Raw genomic sequence first — 23917 nt, 5'->3', positions numbered from 1 at the left:
GGCAGGCGCGTCAACGGTTTCGTCAAGTCGATGCCGCTTTCCGTTGACGCGCCCGTCCACCGTTCCCAATGGTGCTCGGGCCCGGGTGTTGCTGTCAGTCCGCCTCCTCGGTGCTGTCGCGCATTTCCTCCGCCACACGGCGTCCGATTTCCGCGAGCGGTCCTGGTTGGGCCATGTCGAGGTGTGCGCAGTGGACTTCGTGTGTCGTCACCGTCCCCTGGACGTAAGCGGCCCAGGCTTCGGCGGTGGGGGCGTCCTCCACGCGGTCCACGGTGGCGGGGAACAGCAGGACGTCGCCGACGAACCGCCCCGGGGTGAACTTCGCGACGAGGTCGCTGCTGTTCAGGTAGACATCCAGCATCGCCTGGACGTCGCGTTCGGCGAGGCCCGCGAGGGTTCCGTTCCCGAGTGCGGCGGCGACGACGTCGTCGCGGGTGAGGGGCACGTCCTCGGGTCCGGGCATCCCGAAAACCTGGAGCAGTTCCCGCAGGGTTTCCTGCTCGGTGGCCTGGCGGCCCTCGATCGTCGCCGTCACGGGGTAGCTGTCGAGGAGCGCGAGGAGCCCGACCTCCTCCCCGTCGGCCTGGAGGCGGGTCGCGATGGCGTGGGCGACCACGCCTCCGAAGGACCAGCCAAGCAGGTGGTAGGGGCCGTGGGGGCGGACCGTCCTGATCTGGGCCAGGTAGTCATCGGCCATCTCCTCGATGCTCCCGGGGAGAGCGCCCGGTTCCCCGATCCCCCTCGCCTGGAGGCCGTAGATCGGCTGATCGCCGTCGAGGGTGTTCTGGAGCCCGGCATAGCACCAGCTCATTCCCCCGGCGGGGTGCACGCAGAACAGGGGTGGCCTGCTGCCTCGGGTGCGGAGGGGGAGCAGGACGTCGAGGGCACCCTCGTCCACCTCGGTGCCCAGGCGCGCCGCCAGCTCGGCGACGGTCGGCGCTTCGAAGACGGTGCGCACGGCGAGGTCGACGCCGAGGAGGGCGCGGACCCGGCTGACGAGTTCGGTCGCCAGCAGCGAGTGGCCGCCGAGGTCGAAGAAGCTGTCGTCGGCGAAGACCCGTTCGACACCGAGGACATCCCCGAAGAGTGCGCACAGCGCCTCCTCGCGTGGGGTGATCGGGATCCGCCCTGAGGTGGTTGCGGTGTGGTCGGGTGCGGGGAGTGCTTCCCGGTCCAGTTTTCCGTTGCTGGTGAGCGGGAGCTCCCCGAGGGTGACGACGGCCGCGGGCACCATGTGCTCGGGCAGTGTCCGGCGGAGCTGTTCCCGCAGCGCGCTCGACCCCGCAGCGCCCGTCGGGGTGCCCTCCGCGTCGGTTGCCGCGTCGTTGGTGGCGTGGTTCGCCTCCGGTACCACGTAGCCGACGAGTTGCTGGCGGCCTGGTTGGTCCTCCCGAACGACGACCGCCGCGTGGGCGACGTCCGGGAGTTCGGTCAGGGCGTTTTCGATCTCACCCAGTTCAATGCGAAATCCGCGGAGTTTGACCTGGTCGTCAGCTCGTCCGACGAACGCCAGGGAGCCGGATGGCAGCCAGCGCGCCACGTCCCCGGTGCGATACATCCTGGCGCCGGGACCGGCGGCGAACGGGTCGGCGACAAAGCGTTGGGCGGTCAGTCCGCGGCGGTCGAGGTAGCCGCGTGCGAGACCGTCGCCGGCCAGGTACACCTCGCCGGCGACGCCGACGGGGACCGGGCGCAGGGACGGGTCGAGTACGTAGGCCCTGGTGTTGCGGATGGGTCCGCCCAGCGGCGGCACCGTGGTGCCCTCGGCGAGGGTGCCCGCGGTGGACCAGACGGTCGCCTCGGTGGCGCCGTAGAGGTTCAACATCCGGCGGCCGGGTGCCCACCTGCCGATGAGGTCGGTGCCGCAGGCCTCACCGCCGACCAGGACCGTGACGAGGTCGGGGAGGTCGGTCGCTGGGACGTTCCCGAGCGCGGTGGGTGGGATGAGGGCGTGGGTGATGCGGTGCTCGGACAGGAACTGGGCGAGATCGGCGCCCACGACGGGACCGGACTGCTCGGGTTGGACGAGGACTCCGCCGCTGGTGAGGGCCATGAGCATCTCCATGACCGAGGCGTCGAAACTGGGGGACGCCAGCGAGGCGACACGGGAGTCCGTGGTGAGCCGGAACCGGTCGATCTGCTCCTCGGCGAGTCCGGTGAGTCCGGCGTGGGGGATGACCACGCCCTTCGGGCGGCCGGTTGAGCCGGACGTGTAGATGACGTACGCGGCGTTGTCCAGGTGCGGTGTGCGCGATGGTCGGGAGACCGGCCGCGCGGCGACCGTGTTCCTGGTCGTCTCGTCGTCGAGGAGGAGCAGGGGAACGGTGGTGTCGAGGTCGCCGTGGTGTGCCTCCTCGGTGACCAGGAGCGCGGCCTGGCTGTCCTCCAGCAGGTACCGCACCCGGTCGGCCGGGTAGTGGGGGTCCACGGGGACCCAGGCTCCGCCGGCCTTGAGGACGGCGAGAACGGTGACGACGAGTTCCGGGGTGCGGGGCAGCAGCAGCGCCACCCTGGTCTCCGGGCCGACACCGAGCTCGATGAGGTGGTGGGCGAGCTGGTTCGCCCTGGTGTCCAGGTCGGTGTAGGTGAGGGTGGTGCCCCCGTGCCGCACGGCTTCGCCGTCCCCGACCGAGTCGACGGTGCGTTCCACGAGGGTGGGCAGCGGCACGGCGTCGGTGAGGTGCGCGGTGTCGTTCCAGTCGTGGAGGATCGTGCGACGTTCCTCCTGACCGAGGATGTCGAGGTTGTCGATGGTGCGCTCGGGATGGGCGGTGGCCTCGGTCAGGAGTCGGAGGAACCGGCCGATGAGGGCGCTGATGGTGGAGGGGTCGAAGAGCGCCGTGGAGTACTCTACGAGCCCTTCCATGCCGGTGAGGGCGCCGTCGGGCGTGCGGTACTCGTTGAGGCTGATGGACAGGTCGAACTTCGCGACCTTGCCACCGGTCGGTTCGGACTCCACGGTGGCGCCGGGGAAGTCCAGGTCCGGCCTGGCGGTGGACTGGAAGGCCAGTGCCACCTGGAACAGCGGGTGACGGGACAGGGACCTGGTCGGGTTGAGGACCTCCACCAACCGTTCGAAGGGCAGGTCCTGGTGGGCGTAGGCCGCCAGGTCGGTCCGCCGCACCCGGTGCAGCAACTCCCGGAACGAGGGATCCCCGGACGTGTCGGTCCGCAACACCAGGGTGTTGACGAAGAACCCGACCAGCTCCTCCAGCTCCTCGTCGGGGCGGCCCGCCACCGGCGTGCCCAACGGGATGTCCGTGCCCGCCCCCAACCGGGTCAGCAACGCGGCCAACCCCGCCTGGAGCACCATGAAGACGCTGACACCGCACTCCGCCGCCAGGTCGACGACCCGTTGGTGCAGGTTCTCGTCGATGTCGAAGGTGGCGGTGTCGCCCCGGTAGTCGGCGATGGCGGGGCGGGGGCGGTCGGTGGGCAGGTCGAGTCCTTCTGGCAGTTCGGCCAGTGCGGTTCGCCAGTAGTCGAGTTGCTGGGAGATCGGGCTGTCTGGTTCGTCCTCGCTGCCCAGCAGTTCCCGCTGCCACAGCGTGTAGTCGGCGTACTGCACGGGCAGCGGCTCCCAGTCGGGGGCGTGTCCGCTGGTGCGCGCCGCATAGGCCCGGGTGAGGTCCTGAGCGAGCGGTCCCATGGACCAGCCGTCACCGGCGATGTGGTGCAACACCACCGACAACACCCACTGCCGCTCCCCCACTCCGAACAGCCTCGCCCGCAGCGGCAGCTCACGGGTCAGGTCGAACCCGGTCCCGGCCTCCGCCGCCAACACCGCTGGGAGCTCGGCCTCCGACACCGCCTCCACGGACAACCGCGGACGGGCCTCGTCCACCGGCAGCACCCGCTGCTCGGGCTGCCCATCCACTTCGGGGAACACCGTTCGAAGCGCCTCGTGCCGCGCGACGACGTCCCGCAACGCAGCCCCCAACGCCTCCTCGTCGAGCGCACCCCGCAACCGGAGGGCGAAGGGGATGTTGTAGGTGGCCGATGGTCCTTCCAGCTGGTGGAGGAACCACAGCCGGCGCTGCGCGTAGGACAGCGGGATCCGCGCCGGCCGCTCGACAGGCACCACAGCGGGACGCACCCGCCCCCCACCGGCCAGGACCTCGGCGAGACCGGCCACGGTGGGGTGTTCGAACACCGCCCGCACCGGCAACTCCACCGACAACACCGACCGCACCCGACTGGTCAGACGGGTCGCCAACAACGAATGCCCACCCAGGGCGAAGAAATCATCCTCCACCCCCACCTCGGACACCCCCAACAGGTCCGCGAAGACCGCCGCCAACACCGCTTCCCTCGGCGTCCGGGGCTTCCTGCCCTCCCCTTCCCCGGTGAACTCCGGTGCCGGTAACGCCCGCCGGTCCACCTTGCCGTTCCCGGTCACCGGCAACGACTCCACCACCACCACAACCGAGGGCACCATGTACTCCGGCAACACCCGCCCCACCGACGCACGCACCCCCACCACGTCCACCTCCGCCCCACCAGCGGGCACCACATAAGCCACCAACCGGTCCACACCACCCCCGTCAGCCCGCACCACCACCACCGCCGAGGCCACCCCCGCGACCCCGGCCAGCACCGCCTCGATCTCCGCCGGCTCGATCCGATGCCCCCGCACCTTCACCTGGTCATCAGCCCGGCCCACGAACTCCAACACACCCGACCGGGACCACCGCACCACGTCCCCGGTCCGGTACACCCGCCCACCCACCAGCGAGAACGGATCGGCCACGAACCGGGACGCGGTCAACCCCGCACGCCCCGCATACCCCCGAGCCACCCCGGCACCAGCGATGTAGAGCTCCCCGGGCACCCCCGGCGGTACCGGGCGCAACCCGGCGTCCAGGACATACACCCGGGTGCCGCCCACCGGTGTGCCGATCACCACCGGCCCGGCACCGTCCACCACCGCGGTGGTGGACCACACCGTGGTCTCGGTCGGCCCGTACAGGTTGAGCACCCCAGCCGGGCCGGCGACCCCGGTCATCGTGGCCGCCACCTCGACGGGCAGGGCCTCGCCCCCCACGAGCATCCGCACCCCGGACAGGGCGGTACCGGTCTCGGCCAGCACCGACCGCCACCAGGTCGGGGTGGCCTGCAGCAGGGTGATCCCGTGGTCGGTGACCAGGCGGGTGACCGCGGCGGGGTCGGTGACCTCCTCCCGGGTGGCCAGGACCACCCGGGCGCCGTGCAGCAGGGGGAGGAACAGTTCCAGGCCGGCGATGTCGAAGGAGATCGTGGTCACCGCCAACCACCGGTCGGACGGGGTGATCCCGACCCGGGTGGTCATGGTGGTCAGGAAGGTGACCAGGTTGCCGTGGGAGACGACCACGCCTTTGGGGCGGCCGGTGGACCCGGAGGTGTAGAGCACGTACAACGCCTGCTCGGGGCAGGTGAACACCACCGGAGCCGGAGCCTGAGCGGCCAACCGGCGCTCGACCTCGGGGTCGTCGAGCACCAGCACGGGGTGTTCACCGGGCACGCGGTCGGCCAGTGCTGCCTCGGTCAGGACGAACAGGACACGACTATCGGTGAGGACGTATCCGGTGCGCTCGGCCGGGTGTTCGGGGTCGACCGGGACGTACACGCCACCGGCACGCGCCACCGCTATCAACGCCACCACCAGCTCCACCGACCGGGACAGGCAGATCCCGACCCGGGACTCCACACCCACACCCCGTGCCGCCAGGTACCCGGCCAACCGCGCTGACCGTTCCTCCAGCTCCGCGTAGGTCACCGCGCCCTCGGCGTCGACCACCGCCACCGCTTCCGGTGTCCGTGCCGCCTGCGCGGAGACCAACCCGGCCACCGACACCGGGGGCACCGCCAGCTCGGTGTCGTTCCACCCCCGCACCACCAACTCCCGCTCCGAGGAGCCGAGCAGGTCCCAGGAGCTGAGGGCCTGGTCCGGACCGGTGACGAGATCGGTCAGCAACCGGACCAACCGATCGGCGAAGGAGGCGGCGGTGGGTTCGTCGAAGAGGTCGGTGGCGTACTCGAGTGCCCCGCTGATGCCGGCCGGGCCTCCGTCCTCCCCTCGGCGTTCGTGCAGGCCGCAGGTGAGGTCGAACTTGGCGATGCGGGAGGCGTCGGGTTCGAGCCGCGCGTCGAGTCCAGGCAGGTCGAAGACCGTTCCCGTGGTGGTCTGGAAAGCGATCATCACCTGGAACAGCGGGTGCCGGGACAGGGACCTGGTCGGGTTGAGGACCTCCACCAACCGTTCGAAGGGCAGGTCCTGGTGGGCGTAGGCCGCCAGGTCGGTCCGCCGCACCCGGTGCAGCAACTCCCGGAACGAGGGATCCCCGGACGTGTCGGTCCGCAACACCAGGGTGTTGACGAAGAACCCGACCAGCTCCTCCAGCTCCTCGTCGGGGCGGCCCGCCACCGGCGTGCCCAACGGGATGTCCGTGCCCGCCCCCAACCGGGTCAGCAACGCGGCCAACCCCGCCTGGAGCACCATGAAGACGCTGACACCGCACTCCGCCGCCAGGTCGACGATCCTGGCGTGCAGCCCCGCGTCGATCTCGAAGGGGACCGCGTCTCCCCGGTAGCTGGCGACCCGTGGGCGGGGGTGGTCCGTCGGGAGTTCGAGCAGGTCGGGCAGGCCGGCCAGTGCGGTTCGCCAGTAGTCGAGCTGCTGGGAGATCGGGCTGTCTGGTTCGTCCTCGCTGCCCAGCAGTTCCCGCTGCCACAGCGTGTAGTCGGCGTACTGCACGGGCAGCGGCTCCCAGGTGGGGGCGTCGTGGGAGGCCCGGGCCGCGTACGCGGCGCCGAGGTCGCGGATGAGCGGGGTCATGGACCAGCCGTCACCGGCGATGTGGTGCAACACCACCGTCAACACCCACTGCCGCTCCCCCACTCCGAACAGCCTCGCCCGCAGCGGCAGCTCACGGGTCAGGTCGAACCCGGTCCCGGCCTCCGCCGCCAACACCGCTGGGAGCTCGGCCTCCGACACCGCCTCCACGGACAACCGCGGACGGGCCTCGTCCACCGGCAGCACCCGCTGCTCGGGCTGCCCATCCACTTCGGGGAACACCGTTCGAAGCGCCTCGTGCCGCGCGACGACGTCCCGCAACGCAGCCCCCAACGCCTCCTCGTCGAGCGCACCCCGCAACCGGAGGGCGAAGGGGATGTTGTAGGTGGCCGATGGTCCTTCCAGCTGGTGGAGGAACCACAGCCGGCGCTGCGCGTAGGACAGCGGGATCCGCGCCGGCCGCTCGACAGGCACCACAGCGGGACGCACCCGCCCCCCACCGGCCAGGACCTCGGCGAGACCGGCCACGGTGGGGTGTTCGAACACCGCCCGCACCGGCAACTCCACCGACAGCAACGATCGCACGCGACTCACCAGCCGGGTGATGAGCAGCGAGTGCCCACCGAGGTTGAAGAAGCTGTCGTCAATGCTGACCTCGGGCAGTCCGAGCACCTCGGTGTAGATGTCGCACAGGATCGACTCCTGGGGCGTACGTGGAGTTCGACCGCTGGCGGTGGCGAAATCTGGTGCGGGAAGCCGGGAGTGGTCGAGCTTGCCGTTGGTGGTGAGTGGAAGTTCGGGCAGGGTGACCACGGCTGCGGGAACCATGTAGTCGGGCAGTGCACGGGCGGCCGAGGACCTCAGCTCCTCGGCGAGGACCTCCTCGTGTCCGGGCTCGGGAACCACGTAGGCCACCAGCCTGCGCACCTCCGGTGAACCCTCCCGCACGGTGACCACCGCTTGGCCGACCCCGGGGTGCGCGGCCAGGACGGTTTCGATCTCACCCAGCTCGATGCGGAACCCCCGCAACTTGACCTGGTCATCCGCCCGCCCCGCGAACTCCAACACCCCCGACCGGCTCCACCGACCCCGATCCCCGGTCCGGTACATCCGCCCCCCACCACCGGTGAAGGGATCCGCCACGAACCGCGACGCGCTCAACCCCGCCCGACCCGCATACCCCCGGGCCACCCCAGCACCCGCCAGGTACACATCCCCCACCACCCCCGGCGGCACCGGACGCAACCACCGGTCCAGCACGAACACCCGGGTCCCCGCGATCGGACGACCCACCCGCACCGGCACCCCCGGCTCCAACACCTCCCACGTCGACCACACCGTGGCCTCGGTGGCCCCGTACAGGTTGACCATCCGCCGGCCCGGCGCCCACCGACGCACCAACTCCGCCCCGCACGCCTCCCCACCGGTGGCCAGGGTCACCAACTCCGGCAACGCCGTGGTCGGCACACTGGCCAACGCCGTAGGCGGGACCAACGCGTGGGTGATCCGGCCCTGGGACAGGAACCGGCCCAACTCCTCCCCCGCCAGCGGACCCGGCGCGGCGGGCACGACCAGCCTGGCCCCGCAGGCGAAGGGCATCAGCAGTTCCATCACCGCCGCGTCGAAACTCGGCGAGGCCACCTGCGAGACCCGCGAGTCCGGGCGCAGCCCGAACAGGCGGACCTGCTCGAGGGCCAGAGTGGCGATCCCGGTATGCGGGACGACCACGCCCTTGGGACGACCGGTCGACCCCGACGTGAAGATCACATACGCCGCCGCGTCACCGGGAACGGCTACCCGCACCGGGGAGTCATCGGTGGCCTCCAGCTCAGCCAGTGTGGCCGCCTGGTCGAGCACCGCGACGGGTACGTCGAGATCCAGGTCCTCGGGCTGCCAGCCGGTGGCGGTGAGGACGTGGGTGATCCCGGCGTCGGAGAGCATGAACCCGATCCGCTCGGCCGGGTACCACGGGTCCAAGGGCACCATCACCCCACCAGCCCGCATCACCGCGAGCATGCTCACGACCATCTCCACCGACCGGGGCAGCAACAACCCGACCCGGGTCTCCAGGCCCACACCCCGACCCCGCAGGAACCGGGCCAACCGGTTGACCCGGGAGTCCAACTCGGCGTAGGTCAGCGTGGTCGTCCCGGATTCCACCGCGACCGCCCCGGGACGGGCCTGCGCCTGCCGGGACACCAGCTCGGCGAAGGGCACCGGGTCCACCGCCGCACCCCGGTCGTTCCACTCCACGACCTGGGTGTGCCACTCCGCCGGCGACAAGACGGCGAGGGCACTCAGCCTGCGGGTAGGGTGGTCGGCCATCCCGGCCAGTGTCCGGATGAGACGGACCACCAGCGCGTCGACCGTGGAGCGGTCGAACAGGTCGGTGGCGAACTCGACGAAGCCGTCGACGCCTCCGGCTCTTCCACCTTCGGCGTGCCGTTCGGTGACGCTGAACAACAGGTCGAACCGGGCCGCCCCGGTGTCCGCCTCCACGGGGGCGACCCGGAGGCCGGGCAGCTCGAACTCGGCGTCCGGGGAGTTCTGCATCGCGAGCGCGACCTGGAACAGCGGGTGGTGCGCCGGGCTGCGGTGGGGGTTGAGCACCTCCACGAGCTGGTCGAACTGGATGTCCTGGTGCGCGTATGCGGCGAGGCTGGTTTCCCTGACGCGCCCCACCAGTTCCTCGGCGGTCGGGTTGCCGGAGGTGTCGGTCCGCAGCACCAGGGTGTTGACGAAGAATCCGACCAGGCCGTCCAGTGCCTCGTCGCCCCGCCCCGCCGTGACGGTGCCGAGCGGGATGTCGTTACCGGCGCCGAGGTGGCTGAGCAGTGCGGCCACTCCCGCCTGGAGAACCATGAAGACCGTGGCGCCGCACCGGCGGGCGAGGCCGGTGATCCGCTGGTGCAGTTCGGCGTCGATCTGGAACGGGGCGGTGCCGCCCCGGTAGGTGGCGGTGGCCGGGCGGGGGCGGTCGGTGGGGAGGTCGAGTACTTCTGGGGCGCCGGCGAGTTGCCGTCTCCAGTAGTCGAGCTGGTGGGTGAACAACGGGGTGGGCGTGTCGTGGTCGCCGAGCAGCTGCCGCTGCCACCGCGCGTAGTCGGCGTACTGGACGGGGAGCGGCGCCCACTCCGGCGGGCGGTTCTCCTGACGGGCCGCGTAGGCGGTGACCAGGTCCTGGGCCAGCGGGGCCAGCGACCATCCGTCGCCGGCGATGTGGTGCAGCAGGACCAGGAGTACGGCCTCGGTCGGCCCCGTGGTGAGGAGGCTGGCGCGGACGGGGATTTCCGACGTCAGGTCGAACGTGTGCTGGGCCGCCTCGGTGAGGGCGTCGGCCAGTCCGTCCTCGGGGACGGTGGTGTCCAGGAGGTCGGGGATCGCGCTGTCCGGAGCGAGGACCACCTGGTGCGGTTGGCCGTCGGTCTCGGCGAAGACGGTGCGCAGCGCCTCGTGGCGTCGGACGACGTCGGCGAGGGCGGCGCGCAGCGCGGCCCGGTCGAGCTGGCCGGTCAGGCGCAGCGCGATCGGCATGTTGTAGGTGGTTGAGGGGCCCTCGAGCTGGTGTTGGAACCAGAGCCGCCGCTGGCCGTAGGACAGCGGCAGCACTGCGGGTCGTTCGGTGCGGGCGGTCACGGTCACCGGGTCCCCTGCTCTGGTCGCGTCGGTGAGCCGGGTCGCCAGCGAGGCCGGGGTGGGTGCCTCGAAGAGTGCGCGGATGGGCAGTTCGACCCCGAGCGCCGTCCTGATTCGGCTGATCAGCCGGGTGGCGAGCAGGGAGTGGCCACCGAGGTCGAAGAAGCTGTCGTCGACGCCGACCTTGGGCAGGGTGAGCACCTCGGCGAAGGCTGAGCAGAGGATTTCCTCCTGGGCGGTGCGGGGTTCCCGGCCGCTGGCCCCGGCCAGCAGTTCGAAGTCGGGGGCCGGCAGGGCCCGCTGGTCCAGTTTGCCGTTGACGGTGAGGGGCAACGTGGACAGGGTGACGAACGCGCCGGGGACCATGTGTTCGGGCAGGGTTTGGGCCAGGTGGGTCCGCAGGTCGCTCGCCGTCGGCGGTGAGTCGGGGTTCTCGGGGACGAGGTAGCCGACGATCCGCTGGTCACCTGGTTGGTCCTCGCGGACGATGACCGCGGCCTCTGCTACCTGGGCGTGGGTGCTGAGCACGGTCTGGATTTCGCCGAGTTCGACGCGGAAACCTCGGATCTTGACCTGCCGGTCGGCCCGCCCCAGGTAGTCGAGACCGCCGTCGTCCAGGGGGCGGGCGAGGTCACCGGTGCGGTACAGCCTCGCGCCGGGCGGGCCGTAGGGGTCGGCGACGAAACGGGTGGCGGTGAGGCCGGGGCGGTGTTGGTAACCGCGGGCGAGGCCGGCTCCGCCCACGTAGAGCTCGCCGACGACGCCGGGCAGCACGGGGCGGAGGAAGTCGTCCAGGACGTGGACCCGCAGGTCGGGGATCGGTACCCCAATGCGGCTCCCGGTGTCCTCGTCGGCCATTTCCCTGGTCAGGGCGAGATGGGTGACGTGGACGGTGGTTTCGGTGATGCCGTACATGTTGACCAGGGACGGCCGCTCGGGTCGTGCTTCGTACCAGTCGCGGAGACGACCGGGTTCGAGCGCCTCGCCGCCGAAGACGACGGCGCGCAGTCGCGACAGCGCGGAGGCGTGGGCGCGGTCCCGGTCGGCGCGGGCCAACTGGTAGAAGGCGGAGGGTGTCTGGTTCAGGACGGTGACGCCTTCGGCGTCGAGCAGGTCGAGGAACTCGTGGGGAGATCGAGTGGTGGTGTGGGGCACGATGACGAGGCGCCCGCCGTGCAGGAGGGGTCCCCAGATCTCCCAGACGGAGAAGTCGAAGGCGTAGGAGTGGAACAGCGTCCACACGTCGTCCGGGGAGAAGTGGAACCAGGGGTCGGTGGCGGTGAAGAGGCGGACGACGTTCCGGTGTGGGATGACGACGCCCTTGGGGATGCCGGTGGACCCGGACGTGTAGATGACGTAGGCCGTGTTGTCGGGCAGGAGCGGTGCGGGGCGGTCGCGGTCGGTGAGGTCCTCGGTGGGGAGGGCCGCGAGCTCGGCGAGGGTGCCGGGGTCGTCCAGGGCCACGAGGGACAGGCCACTGGCCCGGAGGGCCGCGAGGGGGGCGTCCGATGTGGCCAGGGCGTAGGCGGGCCGGCTGTCGGCGATCATGAACGCGAGTCGGTCCGCCGGGTGCGTCGGGTCGAGCGGCAGATATCCCGCGCCTGCCTTCAGCGTGGCGAGGACACCGATGACCATCTCGGCTGAGCGAGACGTGGCCAGGGCGACCATGGTCTCGGGTCCGACGCCGCCGGCGGTGAGCAGTCGGGCTACCTGGTTGGCCCGGGCGTTCAGCTCGGCGTAGGTGAGCTGGTTCCCGCCGGTGGTCACCGCGATCGCGTCGGGGGTGCGCCGTACCTGCGCCTCGAAGAGGTCGACCAGGGTGAGTCGTGGGGCGTCGGGGCCGCTGGGGGTCCCCCTGGCGCCGCTGGGCGCCGGGAGGTCGTCGCGCGAGCCGGCCGCGCGGTCGTCGGCGGGCAGTGCCAGGTCGAGCGTGGCCACGAGCCGGTCGGGGTGGGTGACCAGCTGGTCGAGGGCCGTTCGGAAGCGCTGCGCGATCGTCGAGGCCGTGTGGTCGTCGAACACGTCTGGGCGGTACTCGAAGCGCAGGGTGAGGCCTGCCGGTTCCTGCACGACGGCGAGGCTCAGCGGGTAGTGGGTCGTGTCGTTGCCGGTGATCCCGGTGATCTCCAGGCCATCGTCGACGCTGGTGAACGCGTCCCTGTCCACGGGGTAGTTCTCCAGCACGGTGTTGGTGTCGAACAGTTCCCCGACACCGACGGATCGCTGGAGGTCGGCGAGCCGGACGTGGTGGTGGTCCGACAGTGCGGCCTGTTCGCCCTGGATCCGGGTGAGCAGGGCGATCACCGGCTCCTGGGGGCGGAGGCGGACGCGGACGGGCAGGGTGTTGATGAACAGGCCCACCATCCTCTCGATGCCGGGAACGGCGGCGGGACGGCCGGACACCGTCGAGCCGAACACCACGTCGCCTCGGCCGGTGAGCCGGTGCAACAGCAACGCCCACGCAGCCTGGACCAGGGTGTTGGTGGTGAGGCCGTGCTCGCGGACGAAGCCGGTGAGGCGGCTCGTGCCGTCGGCGTCGACGCGCACGACGAGGTGCTTCGGGAGGACGACGTCGCGGCGCGGACCGGCCGGGTCCACCCGGGTCGGTTCCGCCAGGCCCGCCATCGCCCGCTGCCAGACGGCGAGGGACGCGCCCTGGTCCTGGTCGACGAGCCAGGCCAGGTAGTCGCGGTAGGCGGGGGCGTCGGGGAGACCCGTGGTGCCGCCCGCCAACCGGTAGAGGCTGAAGAGGTCGTCGAGCAGCAGCGGTGTCGACCAGCCGTCCACGAGGATGTGGTGGTGCGTGAGCACGAGGCGGTGTTCGTCGGCGCCGGTCCGGATCAGGGTGCAGCGGACCAGCGGGGGCTGGGTGAGGTCGAACCGTTCGTTCCGGTCGTCGTCGACCAGGGCGGCGACCTCACGTTCCCGCCGGGCGGCGGGGATGCCGGTCAGGTCGTGTTCCCGCCACGGCGTGCTGGTGGGTGCCGGGACGACCTGCACGGGCGTGTCGAGGTCGGTGTGGTGGAAACCGGCGCGCAGGGTGGGGTGCCTGCGCAGCAGCCCGTCCGCGGCGGCCCGCAGGGCGTCCTTGTCGAGCGAGCCGCGCAGGGTGAGTACGGTCTGCACGGTGTAGACGTCGTGGTCCTCGTCGTAGGCGGCGTGGAACAGCAGGCCCTCCTGCAACGGGGCCAGCGGTAGCACGTCGACGAGGTCGGGGTGTTCCCCTTCCAAGCGGTCCAGTTGGGACTGGCTGAGCGTGACCAGGGGGAGGTCTGAGGGTGTCCGGCCTCCGGTGCCCGGTTTCGCGGCGTGGGCAACGAGCCCGCGCAGGGCGCTGAGCCAGTCCTCGGCCAGGGCGTGCGCGTCGACGTCGGACAGCGCGTCCGAGGACCAGGAGACGCGGACGATCAGGCGGGGACCGTCCGGACCGTCCTCGGTCAGGGCGTTGATCTCGATCGGGTGACTCGGGGTGTCCTCGTCGATGTCCGCGGACATCACGGCGCCCTCGGGGGCGGGTCCCCAGTCCTCGGTGTCGGGCGCGCCGAAACGGCCGAGGTAGTTCATGCTGATCTGGGGTTCGCCGGAGGCGGCGAGCCGGGCGCGGGTGCGGGGATTGAGGTAGCGCAGGAGTCCGTAGCCGATCCCGTTGTCGGGGATCGCGCGCAGCTGTTCCTTGACTCGTTTGAGGAGGCGGCCGGCGCTCGGCCCGCCGGAGACGGTGTCGTCCCAGCTGAACACTCCGGGGTCCAGGCGCACCGGGTGCTGGCTGGTGAACCAGCCGATTGTGCGGGAGAGGTCGACGGCGTCTCCGAGGTGTTCTTCCCGGCCGTGCCCCTCGAGGTTGATCAGCAGCGGCCCGGCGGTGCCGCGGCGGTGGACGAGCGCCGCCGCGAATCCGCTGAGGAGGACGTCGTTGACCGTGGCGTGGAACGCGGCGGGAACCGCCCCCAGCAGGGGCCGGGTGTGCTCGGGGTCGAGGGCGGTCACCAGGTTGCCGCGTCGGGCCGGGCGTCGACCTGGGTGGGGGGCGGTGCCGCCGAGGGTGGTGTCCAGTTCGGCGGTGGTGTTCTCCCAGTGTTCGAGTTCGGCTTCCCTGGCAGGGGTGGTGGCGTCGTCGGCGAGCAGGTGTGCCCACCGGCGGAAGGAGGTCCCCACCGGGTCGAGCGTCGGGGTCGTGCCGGCCGCCAGGGCCTCGTAGGCGGCGCGGAGGTCGGGGAGCAGGATGCGCCAGGACACGCCGTCGACGACGAGGTGGTGCAGGGTGAGCAGCAATTGTCCTGGCCGGTCGGCTCCGGCGTCGAACCAGGTGAGGTCGACGAGGTGCGCGGCGGGGTCGAGCCTGGCCCTGGCGGTCTCGGCGCATCCCGCCACGAGGGCGGACAGGTCCCCCGGGGGCAGCGCGGTGATGTCCACCCGGTGGAGGACGTCGTCGACCTGGACAGCGTCCGCCGGGTGGACGACGGGGTTCCACTCGTCGTCACCGGGGTCGAGGCGGAGCCGGAGGGCGTCGTGGTGGTTGAGAACGGCGCGGACCGCGGCCGCCAGCACGCCGTGGTCCAGGCCGGGTGGGGTCTGGACCAGCATCGACTGGTTGAAGGAGGCGACGCCGGCTTCCTGGTCCCGGAGCCACGCGCTGATCGGGGTGAGTGGTAGGGGGCCGGTGGGGACGTCGGGGGCGGTGATCGCGGTCTCGGTCCTGGCGGCGGAGGCCAAGGCGGCCGGGGTGCGGTGGGCGAAGACGTCGCGGGGGCTGAGGAGGAGTCCGGCACGGCGGGCGCGGGAGACGAGCTGGATCGACATGATGCTGTCGCCACCCAGCTCGAAGAAGCTGTCCTCGGCGCCCGCCTCGGGCAGACCGAGCACCTCGGCGAAGATGGCGCACAGGGTGTGCTCGGCCGGGGTGCGGGGCCCACGGGACCGTCGGTCGGCGGGCGCCGCTTCCGGGGTGGGCAGGGCGGCCCGGTCGAGTTTTCCGCTGCTGGTGACCGGGAGCTGGTCGAGGGCGACGAACGCGGCCGGCACCATGTGCTCGGGCAGGGTGGCCGTGAGGTGGGCGCGGACCTGGTCGACGTCCGCGCCGTCGACGGCGACGTAGGCGACGAGGCGGGTGGCGGGGTGGTCCCGCCGTCCGTCGGTGTGCGCCAGCACCGCGACCTGCCGCACGCCGGGGCAGGCGGCGACGGCGGCTTCGACCTCACCGAGTTCGATCCGGAACCCGCGGACCTTGACCTGGTCGTCGGCGCGCCCGAGGTAGTCCAGGGCGCCGTCCCTCCGCTGGCGAACGAGGTCACCTGTCCGGTACATGCGGTCGCCACCCAGCCCGTGGAGGTGCGCGAAGGGGTCGGCCACGAAGTGGGCTGCGGTGAGTTCGGGACGGCGCAGGTATCCCCGAGCGAGGCCGGCTCCGGCGAGGTACAGCTCCCCGGTGGTGCCGGGGGGGACGGGACGCAGCGCCCGGTCGAGCACGTAGGCGCGGGTGTTGAGCAGGGGGCGTCCCACCAGGGGGCGGTCGCTGTCGGCGATCCGCCAGGACAGGGCTTCCACGGTGCACTCGGTGGGGCCGTACAGGTTGTGGCCGGTCAGTCCGGGCACGGCGCGGAGGCGCCGCCACAGCGCGGCGCTGGTGGCCTCGCTGCCCACGCTGAGGACGGTGGGGGCGTGCCGGCTCCCGTCGAACAGACCGAGGTTGAGCAGCTGGTCCAGGTAGGAGGGGACGACGTCGATGAAGTCGATGCGCTGGTCGTGGGCGTAGCGGAGGAGGGCGTCGGCGTCCAGCCTGTCGGTCTCGTCGATGACGTGGACCTGGTGACCGGCCAGCAGCCAGAGCAGGACGTCCCAGGACGCGTCGAAGGTCCAGGTGGTCAGGTGCATCGCCCGCAACTGGCGTCCCGCCGTGGGGGCGGCCTGGGCGAGCGGTGCGAGTACCTCCGCGTGGTAGGCGTGGTACAGGTTGGCCAGTGACCGGTGCTCGACCACCACTCCCTTGGGCTGGCCGGTGGACCCCGAGGTGTGGATGACGTAGGCCGGGTTGGACGGGGAGAACGGGCGACGGCGGTCGCCGTCGTCGATCGGCCCCGCCGCCTCGACCCGGAGGTCGGGGTGGTCGATGAGGAGGCGGGGCAGCTCCGGCGAGGCGGGGATGGCTGGTTCGATCGCCCCTGTCGTCAGCAGCAGGTTCGGGGCGGTGTCCCGCAACAGGAAGGAGAGCCGCTCGTCGGGATGGGCGGGGTCGAGGGGGACGTAGCCGGCGCCGGTCCTGAGGACGCCGAACACGGCCGTGGGGAAGTCGGTGGTGCGCGGCAGCGCGACCGCTACCAGGTCCTCCGGGCCGATGCCCCGGCGGAGGAGCGCCCGGGCCAGCCGGTTGGCCTCCGCGTCGAGTTCGGCGAAGGTGAGGCTGGTCGTCCCGGCGACGAGCGCGGTGGCGTCCGGGGTGGTCGCGGCTCGTTCGGCGAGCAGATCGGCGACGTTGGTGGTGGGCACCGGTCCGGCGGTGTCGTTCCAGCCGAGGAGGGCCTGCCGGAGTTCGTCCCCGCTGAGCACCGGCAGGCGGCTCACGGGGAGGTCCGGGTCGGTGGCGACGGCGCCGAGCACGCGGCACAACCTGTCGACGAGGGCCGCGGCGGTGTCGCGGTCGAACAGGTCGGTGGCGTACTCGAGGACACCGTCCATTCCGGCGGGGGTTCCCTGGGGGGTCCACCGCTGACCGAGGTCGAGGGAGAGGTCGAACTTGGACACACCGGGGTGGACGGGTTCGACCGTGAGCGAGCACCCGGGCAGGGCGTACTCGGTCGGTGTGTCCTCCTGGAAGGCCAACATCACCTGGAACAGGGGGTGCCGGGAGAGGGTCCGTTCCGGGGCGACCGCGTCGACGACCCGTTCGAAGGGCATGTCCTGGTGGGCGAACGCAGCGAGGTCGGTTCGGCGGACCCGGTCCAGCAGTTCGCGGAACGTCGGGTCGCCCGAGGTGTCGGTGCGCAGTACCACCGTGTTGACGAACAGTCCGACGACGTCGGTGAGCGCGTCGTCGGTCCGACCGGCGACGGGGGTGCCGACGGGGATGTCCTCCCCCGCTCCGAGGCGGGTCAGGAGCGCGGCGAGTGCGCTCTGGACCACCATGAAGACGGTGACGCCGCAGGCGCGGGCCAGGTCGACCAGGGCGGTGTGCGCGGCGGAGTCGAGGTGGAGGGGGAGGACGGCGCCGTGGTTGCTGGCCTCGGTGGGACGGGGCCGGTCGGTGGGCAGGTCGAGGCGGTCGGGGATGCCGTCGAGGGCCGTCCGCCAGTACTCGCGTTGCTGGGCGAGCACGCTGTCCGGATCGGTGTCGGAACCGAGGACCTCCCGCTGCCAGTGGGTGTAGTCGGCGTAGCTCACCGCCGGTTCGGGCAGGTCGGGCTCGGTGCCGGCGACTCGTGCCGTGTAGGCGTCGACGAGGTCGCGGACGAGCACCGCCATCGACCAGCCGTCGCCGACGAGGTGGTGCAGGACGAGCAGCAGGAGGTGGTCGTCGGCGGTGGAGGTGAAGAGGTCCGCGCGCAGTGGCGCCTCGGCGGCGAGGTCGAAGCCGCGGCTGGCGGCGTCCGTGAGGACTGCGGGCAGGTCGGCGTCGGCGGTGCGGTGGACCTCGAGCGCGGGCGCGGCGCGGTCGAGGTCGAGGAGTTGCTGGCGCGGGGTTCCGTCGACCTCGGGGAAGGTGGTGCGCAGGCTGTCGTGGCGGGCCGTGACGTCCCGCAGCGCGGCTCGGAGGGCGTCGTGGTCGAGGGTGCCGTGGAACCGGAGGCCTACGGGGATGTTGTAGGTGGCGTCCGCCCCGGTCAGCCGGTCGAGGAACCACAGTCCCCGTTGTACCGGGGAGAGCGGGACGGGTTGGTCGGTGTCGCTCCGGCGGTCCAGGCGTGGGCGCGCGGCACCGTTCGCGCGGAGCACCGGTGCGAGTTCCGCCACGGTGCGGTGGTTGAAGACGGCCCCGAGGGTGATCTCGACGCCGAGGAGGTTCCTGATGCGGCTGGCGAGCTTCGTGGCCAGCAACGAGTGGCCTCCGAGTTGGAAGAAGTCGTCGTCGACCCCGACGACGTCGACACCGAGGACCTCGGCGAAGACCGAGCACAGCACCTCCTCGTCCGGGGTGCGCGGTGCCCGCTGGTGGCTGTCGCGGTGGGTCCTCGCCGGTTCCGGCAGCGCGGTCCTGTCGATCTTCCCGTTGGGGGTGACCGGCATCGTGTCGAGGACGACGACGTCGCCGGGCACGAGGTGCGCCGGCAGGCTGGCGGTGAGGTGCGCGCGGAGCCGCGCGGGGACGTCCTCGCCGCCGCTCGGGGCCGCGCCGCCGGCGGTGGTTCCCGCCGGCTCTCCGGGGGTCAGGACCACGTAGGCGACCAGACGGCGGTCCTCCTCGGTGTCGCCACGCGGGACGACCACGGCCTGGTCGACCTCGGGGTGGTCGGCGAGGACCGCCTCGATCTCGCCCGGCTCCACTCGGAAGCCGCGCAGCTGGAGCTGGTCGTCGGTGCGGCCGACGAACTCCAGTTCGCCGTGCGGCAGCCACCGGACCAGGTCACCGGTGCGGTACATCCGCTCGCCGTGCTGGCCGTGGGGGTTGGCGACGAAGCGTTCCGCTGTCAGTTGGGGGCGTTTCCAGTAGCCCCGGGCGAGTCCGGCTCCGGACACGTAGAGTTCGCCGACCACCCCGACGGGTAAGGGACGCAACGCGGCGTCCAGCACGTGTGCCCGGGTGTTGATGACGGGCCGGCCGATGGGGGGTGGACCGTCGAGTTCGGATGACAGCGGGTCGCTCATGGTGACCGCGACGGTGCTCTCCGTCGGCCCGTACGCGTTGATCATGCGCCGGTCGGCGGCGGCCCAGCGCCGCACGAGGGCGGGAGGGCAGGCTTCTCCCCCGACGGCCAGCACGAGACCGGGCGGCAGTGCGTCGGGGGGCAATGTCGCGAGGAACGCCGGCGGCAGGAGCACGTGGGTGACGCCGTGGGTGGCGACCGTCTCGGTGAACTTCTCCCCCAGCAGGGACGTGCCGGTGCGGCCGTCGTCGGGGTCGAGCACGAGGGCCGCTCCGGTCAGCAGGGCTTCCGACAGTTCCCACCAGGCGGCGTCGAAGCTCGGGGAGGCGAACTGGAGGATCCGGGACTCGCGGGTGACTCCCAGCCGCTCGGTCAGGGTCGCCACCAGGCTGGCGGTGCCGGCGTGGGTGACGACGACGCCCTTGGGGCGGCCGGTGGAGCCGGAGGTGTAGATGACGTAGGCGGCCTGGCCAGGGCGGACGGGGAGGTCGGGTCCCGGGTGCGTCGGCTGCTGGCGGAGCGCCGCACTGCTCTCCTCGGCGTCGAGCTCCACCGTGGGGGTCCGACCGGGGACGACATCGGTCAGGCCTCGCCGGGTCAAGACGAGGGCCGCGTCGCTGTCGGTGAGCAGGAAGGCGATGCGCTCGGCCGGGTAGGCGGGGTCGATCGGCACGTAGGCCGCACCGGCCCGCTGCGTGGCGAGCACGGAGACCACGAAGTCGACCGAGCGGGGAAGCACCAGCGCGACGCGGTCCTCCTGGCGCACGCCCGAGGCGACGAGGTGGTGGGCGAGCTGGTTGGCCCGGGCGTCCAGCTCGCGGTAGGTCAGGGCGGTGTCCCCGCACAGGAGTGCGACATCGTCCGGGTGCTCGGCGACGCGCGCGGCGAACTGCTCGAGCACGGTGGGGCTACCGACTTCGGGGCGGGCGGTGCGGTTCCAGTGGTCGACGGTGGCGTGCCGGTCGGCGGGAGAACCGAGTTCCAGCTGGCCGAGGGGGCGGTTCTCCGCGAGCGCGGCGCCGAAGGTGCGCAGGAAGGCGACGAACTGGCGTTGGTGCCGGTCGACGTCCTCGACGGTGTGCAGGGACAGGTTCGCGACCAGGTCGACGTGCAGCCCTTCGGTCTCGGACCGGTCGAAGACGTAGATCGCCAGGTCGGGGACCGTCGAGGGCCCGTAGCCGACGACCCGGGTGGTGGCGCGGGCACCGGCGAAGTCGAGTTCGTAGACGAAGGGCAGGACGTTGACCACGGTCCGTTGGGCGGGGTGGTCGGCTCCCGCGCCGGCCAGTGCGCGGTCGAGGAGCTGGCTGGGGAAGCGGCGGTGCGGCAGGAGGCGCCGCAGTTCGTCGGCGATCTCGGTGAGCAGATCGCCGACGCGGGTGTGGGGACCGATGGCGAGCCGGATCGGTACGACGTTGGACATCATCGCCGGGGTGGTCCTGCCGCGCCGGGTGGAGCGGGCCGTGACGGGCATGCCGACGATGACGTCGCGTTGGCCGGTGACCGTGGCGAGGTAGGCGATCTGGGCGGCGAGCAGGAACCGGGTGAACCGCACGTTGGCCTCGTCGGCGGCGCGCCGCAGCTCCTGTGTGGTGTCGAGGGGCAGGGCGTACCGGGTGAGGTGGTGCCCCTGGTTCCCGGTCGGGCCGCCGCTGAGGGTCAGGGGGCCGGCGGCGCCGGCGAGGTACTCGGTCCAGAAGGTCCTGTCCCGTTCGAGCTCGCCGGACTCCAGGTAGCGCTGGTTCTCGTCGACCAGTTCGGACAGCGAGCCGAAGGGCGGTGAGCTGGGCTGGTCGCCGGCGACGAGGGCGGTGTACACCTCGGCGACCCGGTTGGTGACGAGTTGGAGGCTGTACCCGTCGAGGGTGATGTGGTGGGCGCGCTGGTACCAGTACCAGCGGCGGGAGGCCGGGTCCGAGAACAGCGCCTGGGTGAAGGAGGGCTCGGCGGTCAGGTCGGCGGGGGTGGCGAGGTCACGGCGGATCCACTCGTCGAGCTCGCCGCGCGGGTCGGGCCCGGACAGGTGCAGGACGTGGAGCGGCCAGGGGCTGGCGTCCGGTTCCTGCCACGGCCCGAGTTCGTCCGAGGCGAACCGGGTGTTCAGCGCGTCCGTCTCGGCGACGACCTGACGGAGCGCCGCCTCGAACAGGGCCGGGTCGATGTCGCCCTGGATCTCGTGGAGCTCCGCGATGTGGTACCCCGCGTCGCTCGGGTCGCGTTGTTGGCCGAACCAGACTCCGGCTTGCGCCGCCAGCAACCTCGTACGCACCGACTCGGTATTCGCCATCGACTCCGCACACCCCGCACTGACATAGAGGTTTTGACTGGCACCAAAACGGAACGTGTTCGCGCACAGCACACAAAGGCGCGATCGGGACCACGCCTTGTGTTCGGTCGTCTCCACGGGACCTTTGGTGCGGTCGGATGCTACCACTGAGGACCGACGGAAGTGCTCGGTTTTCGGACACCAGCAGCGCACCCGAAGCCGAGTCACGGTCAAGTAACAGATCCCGAAACCTAAGCAGAACACCGAGCCATCCGCTATCACGCGCGCATTTGTCCACCAAATCACCGAGAGTGATACGAACAAGTGTTACGTAACAGCACGTAGCTGGTTGAAAAACCAACGACCGCTCGCGTTCCCATAGCTTCGCCCGCGTCGTTCCCGACCACACAAAGTCATCACAACCATGCCGTACGGCTCGAACCCGACATGCGCTTGACATCTGCTCAGCACGCCCACGACGATCATTCGGCGCACAACGAACACCCGGACGCCAGCGGGTTGTGCACCCACACCACACCGGCGCCGGGACGACCAGGAGGGTGCCATGCTCACGAACGAGTTGCCTCGCACCGGATCCAGGACACAAGAAATTCATTTCACGTTCGAGGATCTCGCCCACACCAGAATTCTGACGACGCTGGGCCCGGTACCGGAGACCCTTTTCGCCCTCGACCTCCTCCAACACAACATCAGCGATGCCTTCATTGGATGGAGAAAAGAGGCGAGAACACGGCTAGGAAAGCGCCTAGGCGACCTCCTCACCCTCGCACGTGACTTGTCCCCGGTCGCGAACCTCGTCACACTGACACGGTCCTCGTCCGATCACGTGAAAATAGAACTGAACACGCTGGGAATAAAGAAGTCCCGCAGCCACCAGCTCCGCGACAGCATTCACGAGTTCTACGAGTCGGCCATTCGCTACTTCTGGCCGCAGGTGCACGGATACCTGGAGACCGAACGCGAGTCCGCCGGCCGGATCCTGTTCACCGCCGGGTTCGACAGGCTCCTGGGCACCCTGCACCGGCAGATCCAGTGGACCTCCCCGGTGCTGACCCTCCCCCACACCTCACCAGGCACCCCGAGCCGGGTCACCCTGAAGGGGAGCGGGATCATCATCGTCCCCTCGCTGTTCCTGTTCGGCCAGCCGAGACTGTTCCTGAACCGCGCGAACACCGCCAAGCCGCCGATCCTCGTCTACCCCGTCCCGCCCAGTCCGGCGGCGGCCTCGGTGTTGTGGGCAGCCGCGCCCACCGAGCAGTCACTCGCCGCCCTGGTCGGCAACACCCGCGCCGCGGTCCTGCGTTCGCTCACCGACAGCAGGACGACGACGGAGATCGCGAAACGGGTCGGCATTTCGGCCGGTTCGGCCAGCCAGCACGCCACCGTGCTGCGCAACGCAGGCCTGATCACCACACACCGAACCCGGACCGCCGCTATTCACACCATGACTCCGCTGGGCCTCTCCCTGTTCAAGGGCAAATGGGGGAGCTTCAGCCTCTCGTGAAGCCGAGGAAGCCGAAAACCCGAACGATGGGGAAGAACCGCCGATCTCCGAGAACGGCCTCCCACCGGCCCGCGCGGTTCCTGGCGCACTGGGGATGAGAGCGGCGGCGAAGCGGTGTTCGACGGGCATGGATTCCTTTTCCACCCCGTCGTCTGGGGCGCCCGTCTTCGACTCCGCTCGCACCAGGGAATCGTCACGCTGGAACAGGTGTCCGTTCGTCCCGAACTCCGCTTCCCACCGGGGCACGGCCTCGACCCGAGCCGACTTGAAGAGGGTCACGGCAACGGAACCTCGAAGGGGCGGCACCGTCGCAGCCCGTTCCGGCGAGGCGACGGGCGAAGTCCTGCTAATCCTCCGCCAAAGCCGGTCCTACACCTGCGGTACACGGCGTTCGGGGGGGGGGGGAACGAGATCGGTGGTCGGGCCGGCGGGAATCCGGCCCGACCACCTCAGCAGGGGATGCACGGGAGCGGTGCGGACTCCGGGGCGCCTCCGCCGCGCGGGGAAAGAGCACAGACGGCGTAAGGACGCGGTGAGGTCGCCTAACGTCGAAGCGGCGAGAATGCGTGCGGCCTTGCGGGGACGGCGCCACGAGGACCCGTTCCGCAAGAGGGATCGGCCGGAGCGGGCACCCCCGACCGATCCTCGCGAACTCCAGGTGGAACGGTCAGCTACCGGAACCCGCGGCCTTCTCCATCTCGCGGATGAGGCTCTTGGGACGCATGTCCGTCCAGTTCTCCTCGATGTAGTCGAGGCACGACTGCCGGTCGGTCTCCGTCAACACGACCGTCCAGCCACCGGGCACCTCGGCGAACGAGGGCCAGAGGGAGTACTGCCCCTCGTCGTTGATCAACACGAGGTAGGTGGCGTCCGGGTCTTCGAACGGGTTGGTCATCAGCGTTCCTTTGTCGTCCGTGTCGAGC

The 23917-nt window shown here is 71.1% G+C and carries 3 protein-coding genes; 1 reads left to right on the top strand and 2 read right to left on the bottom strand.

Annotation, left to right across the window (positions count from 1 at the left end):
* Positions 1 to 94: 94 nt before the first annotated feature.
* The gene (locus tag ACOJVX_RS12070; RefSeq protein WP_422647538.1) at positions 95 to 21472 is read right to left on the bottom strand and encodes a non-ribosomal peptide synthase/polyketide synthase; all 21378 of its coding nucleotides are present in this window, start codon (positions 21470 to 21472) and stop codon (positions 95 to 97) included.
* Between the two features lie 844 nt (positions 21473 to 22316).
* Here ACOJVX_RS12070 and ACOJVX_RS12065 point away from each other — a divergent pair.
* Complete coding sequence (locus tag ACOJVX_RS12065) at positions 22317 to 22994, top strand: ArsR/SmtB family transcription factor (RefSeq protein WP_337662016.1); 678 nt, start codon at positions 22317 to 22319, stop codon at positions 22992 to 22994.
* Between the two features lie 667 nt (positions 22995 to 23661).
* Here ACOJVX_RS12065 and ACOJVX_RS12060 read toward each other — a convergent pair.
* The gene (locus ACOJVX_RS12060) at positions 23662 to 23889 is read right to left on the bottom strand and encodes an MbtH family protein (protein WP_016698578.1); all 228 of its coding nucleotides are present in this window, start codon (positions 23887 to 23889) and stop codon (positions 23662 to 23664) included.
* Positions 23890 to 23917: the final 28 nt, after the last annotated feature.

This window comes from Actinoalloteichus caeruleus (assembly GCF_049311605.1).
GTDB lineage: Bacteria > Actinomycetota > Actinomycetes > Mycobacteriales > Pseudonocardiaceae > Actinoalloteichus_B > Actinoalloteichus_B caeruleus.
This window is presented reverse-complemented; position numbering and strand designations above follow the sequence as displayed.

Bases quoted from the DNA above. Each gene is read 5' to 3' on its own strand.
- ACOJVX_RS12060 (WP_016698578.1), bottom strand. From the start codon at position 23,889: ATGACCAACCCGTTCGAAGACCCGGACGCCACCTACCTCGTGTTGATC.